2 protein-coding genes are annotated in these 3,774 nt (G+C 48.9%); both read right to left on the reverse strand.

Translation table 11 applies throughout. The features are described from left to right. The coding region (locus tag FJZ26_04815; GenBank protein MBM3229727.1) for a hypothetical protein at positions 1-3,059 on the reverse strand (3,059 nt) is incomplete at its 3' end. A gap of 97 nt (positions 3,060-3,156) precedes the next feature. Next, the gene (locus FJZ26_04820) at positions 3,157-3,741 is read right to left on the reverse strand and encodes a winged helix-turn-helix transcriptional regulator (GenBank protein MBM3229728.1); all 585 of its coding nucleotides are present in this window, start codon (positions 3,739-3,741) and stop codon (positions 3,157-3,159) included. Between the last annotated feature and the right edge of the window lie 33 nt (positions 3,742-3,774).

A 3,774-nucleotide genomic window follows, 5' to 3' on the forward strand; every position in this document is an offset into this window, starting at 1 on the left:
GCCACAATCTCAAGGTTCCCGTCCCCGTCCAAATCAGCCAGGGCTGGCGTTTTGATGACCGAGATGTTTTGTGGCCAGCCTGGCGCAACAGTTCCGTCATGATGGAAAACATAGAGTTTCCCGCTTCCATATCCGCCTGTGCCTTCAACGACTTCAAGCCCGGGATGGCCTGAATCTATGTCACCTATAGATAGTGGCGAGCCGCCAAACACGCCGTCTTCATAGAGATCCTTAGGCCAGCCTTTAACTTGAGTGCCATTGTGATGCCAGGCAAAAACATAATTTGAAAAGTTCAGATAAGGATACTCATCTGGGACAACGACCCCGGTCCTGACAAGCACCTCCAGCTTCCCATCGCCGTCAATATCAGCTGCCACCGGGTGTCCTTCAGCACTGCTTGTAATGTTTCTGCGAAATGGGCCAAACATCATGAGGTAACTGATTTTCTGCGGCCAGCCCGGCACGTTTGTACCGTCAAGGTGGATTGCATTTACAGTGCCTTGGGATGTGGAATATACTATTTCCATTCCGTAAAAATTTTCATCCAAATCAGCTGCAACTGCTGGAGGCAGGTAGGAGAGCGGAGAACCGTAGTCGTCTGTGCCAAAGCTGATGTTTTTTGGCCAGCCAGGCATTTGGGTACCATTGTATTTTAGGATGTTTATTACCTTCAATGAACGCGCGATAATTTCATTTTCACCGTCATAGTCGACATCTGCAACCGACAAAGTGTTTGGATAATTGTATATGGCCGGCCAGCCTGGCGCGTATGAACCGTCCTTTTTACGTATTCCAACCAGGTATTTGGAGCCCTGAGAAGGGTTTTTGGATGCAAAAATTGGCATATCAGGCATGAGTGTGTTGCTGCCTGGCTTGGCTGCAAGCAGGGAGGATAATAAAGGCTGTTTCTTTGGCCAGCCGGGCAATATGCTTCCTTGTGAATCCACTGGATAGATATTTGAGGTGCCCGAGAGCAGAAGTTCCAAGTTGCCATTTCCTTCAAGCTTGGCCGCCTGGATGGAGGACACGGTTGAATTGTACTCAACAGGCCAGCCGGCAAACCTTACAAATGGCAGCAGGATTTCAATCTTGTTGTTTTTTTCCAAATATTCAACAATCTGGTTTTCAGGGTCAACTTCTAGGATTGCATATTGATAGAGTTCTTGGATAGGCGCCGATACTGTCAGGTTGGTTTGCTCACCGGCAAGCATGCTTCCGATTTCACCGCTTGCAATGACAGTTTTGTTTGGGAGATAAATTGAATAGGTGACATTGGAAGCCGAGGCAAGACCGATGTTGAGGATTTTAGCCTTAAATTCGACTTCAAACATTCCGCCAGTTTTTGATGTTATTGCACTCCCCGATTCAACAGTTAATTCTGGAAGGGGGGCGGCCTGGGATAATGCAAATGCCTTCTGCAGGTCAATAAGCCCTGCACCCTGCGTATACATGTCATAGCCCAAATCCTTGGCGCCAAACATTAGGATTGTTTTTATTGATTCTGGGCTCAAATCAGGGCGTGCCTGCTTTAGCAGGGCAACAGCGCCTGCAACATGCGGTGTTGCCATGGAAGTCCCTGAAATTGAAATGTGCGCCGAGTCAAAGCACTTCAGGAAATTAAGCCAGTTTTTCCATTGGGCAGCGCAGATGTTGACGCCTGGGGCAAGCAAATCAGGTTTGGCTATTGAGCTTGGCCCAAACTGCACAGGGCCTCTGGAGCTAAAGCCTGCAATAAGCCCATTTTTATTGCCAGCCCCTATTGTAATTGCTTTTCTAGCCGTGCCAGGCGAACAGATTGAACCTGCATTTCCGCTTGACTCTGTCCGGCAGTCAGAATCCCCGCCGCCTGGGCCGCTGTTGCCTGCGGCGATAATTGCAACAACGCCGCTTTCAACTGCATTGTCAACTGCAATTGAGATAGGATCATCTGGATCGCCTGGGCCGCCAAGGCTCATTGAAATGACATCAACATGATCGGAGGTGTCACCATCGCCGTTTGGGTCAGTGGCTTTCTCAATTGCTGAGATGACGCCTGCCCGACTCCCAATTCCGTCTGAACCCAAAACCTTGTATGCGACTATATGGGCATCCGGAGCCACGCCCCAAAATTCGCCCGTATCTTGCAGGCCGTTTGAATTTATATCCCCCTTGCCGGCTGCGCTTGCCGCAACATGGGTGCCATGGCCCCTATCATCCATTGGATCATTGTCATCATTTGCAAAGTCCCACCCAGACACCTTTGAGCAGGTTCCGGAAATGACTTGGGCCTTATTGCACTTGCCAAGGTCAGGGTGCGTGTAATCAACGCCGGTGTCAATTACGGCTATTTTTATTCCCTTGCCAGTGAGGCATTTGCTTCTGTCGCCAGCGCAGCTTTGGCCTTGCGGATTTAGACCCCAAAGTGCGCTTGCGCCGGTAAGCGGCACAGAGTCGCGCAAAAGGGCTTTTACTTTCTTATTTGGATAGACTTTTCTTACAAGCCCTGATTTTGACAATGCCTCGGCTTCCTGCGCGGTTATGTCCAATACCATCCCATTGAAAGAAGCTTTGAATTTTGATTTCGGATTTGCCTTGACGCTTTTTTTCAGCAGCTTTGAGATGGATGCTTCTGTTTTCAGCTGTGCCTGTTCAAGCTCGCGCGAATAGGAGACTGCCTTTGATTTTATTTGCGCAAGCTCGTATGCAGAAGGCTTGGTTTTCTGGTTTGTTGGTTTCTTTTTTATTGCCTGCCTGACAAGGCCTTGCTCATATGCCACCATTGCCTCTTGGTTAAGTTCTACAATGTAACCTTCCTTTTCCACTATCTGCCCCGGCCCAATCATCCCGCTTGCAGATGGCATGATGCCAGGAAGTTTTGACAAAGACGGATCGTTTGGAATGTTTTGATAGAATTGGGTGGCAGGCAGGTATTGGTTTTGCATCGATAGCTCCTGCGCAACTGCCAAAAGCGAGGTGATTGGGCTTGATTCATTTAGCACTTGGGATGAGGCCGTTCCGGCAAATAATAGAAAAATGAGTATTGTGCTTTTTCCCAAAGGCATGTATCCATTGCAGCGCATAGAACCCAATAGTTAATGTACATAAATTTAATAAGGATTATGAAGATGGAAAGTTTGCCACTAAGGCTGGAAAGTTTGCCATAGGCGGCTGTCTTGCCTAGCTTGTCCTTCTAAGCGCCGACTTGCCTTTGCTTGTAAGCTTGTAGTAGACGAATTTCTTTCCATCCTCCTCGCGCTTTTCAACAAACCCGGCAGCCACAAGCTTGTCAAGATGCTCGGAAATGGTGGACTTGCTTTTGTTGAGCTTGGATGACAAATCTGTTGGAATCCTGTCCGCGCCAGACAGCTCAGTGAGTATCTCGAGCCTTGTTTCGTTTGACATTATCCTGTGGTATTCAAGCGGGTCAATTTCAAAGGGCCGCAGTGAATTTGTTAGCTGCAGAATCCCGAATGCAGCCGCGCTGATAATTGCAATGACAAACGTGGCTGCCGCGATGAGCCAGACAAGGTTTGAGCCTGAAAGCCCCTGGCTTGCCGGACTTGCGCCATTTGAGCCGGCGCTTTGACTGCCTGATAGGGCTTGGGTGATTGCATCCAAAGGCGAGCCTTGCATTTCCTCTTTTGCCGAAGCCGTGTTAATTGGTATTTCAAGAATGTCTGAAGGAAGCTGCTCCGGCTTTATGTCCAGGATTTGGATTGTTGAGCCCTGGCGCTGGACATTTGACGGGGGAAGGGGAGGCATTGATTGCGAGCCTTGTTCAGTTTTTTCTGAGGA

Source organism: Candidatus Parvarchaeota archaeon (genome assembly GCA_016866895.1).
In the GTDB taxonomy this organism is placed as follows: Archaea; Micrarchaeota; Micrarchaeia; order Anstonellales; family VGKX01; genus VGKX01.

Bases quoted from the DNA above. Each gene is read 5' to 3' on its own strand.
- FJZ26_04820 (MBM3229728.1), bottom strand. From the start codon at position 3,741: ATGCCTCCCCTTCCCCCGTCAAATGTCCAGCGCCAGGGCTCAACAATC.